Origin of the sequence: Streptomyces sp. 4F14 (genome assembly GCF_048159485.1) — a bacterium.
Taxonomy (GTDB): Bacteria; Actinomycetota; Actinomycetes; order Streptomycetales; family Streptomycetaceae; genus Streptomyces.
Map to the genome: position 1 here is coordinate 1 of NZ_JBLRVY010000278.1, position 355 is coordinate 355.

The following is a 355-nucleotide window of genomic DNA, read 5'->3' on the forward strand; positions in this document are numbered from 1 at the left end:
GGGCTCCGGAGCGGGCGGCGGCCCGGTGGCGGAACGCGTGTTCTCCGACCAGGTAGCTCAACAGGCGGGCGAGACGGCGGACTTCGTCGTCCAGGATCTCGCTCAACGCCGGGCCCGGGTGGATCTGGTCGGTCAGCGGCAGCTGATCGGAGACGGTGTTGATCCGGTCGGCCAGGTCGTGCAGCAGCATCCGCTGGTCGGGCTCGGATGACCCGATGAAAGGCACCCGGTTCTACCGCCGTGCCCCGGACACCGGGCCCGCGGGCGCAGGCGAGGCGGGCACCGCTTGGCGCATGCGGGCAGCCGGCGGGGCTGCGGGGGCTGCCTGGCGGAGATTGACTCCGATGCCCTGGGC

General features: G+C 73.0%; 1 pseudogene. It reads right to left on the minus strand.

Features of this window, described 5'->3' with window-relative positions:
* A pseudogene (locus ACLZOT_RS50705) lies at positions 1-226 on the minus strand (hypothetical protein); the annotation flags it as partial.
* Between the last annotated feature and the right edge of the window lie 129 nt (positions 227-355).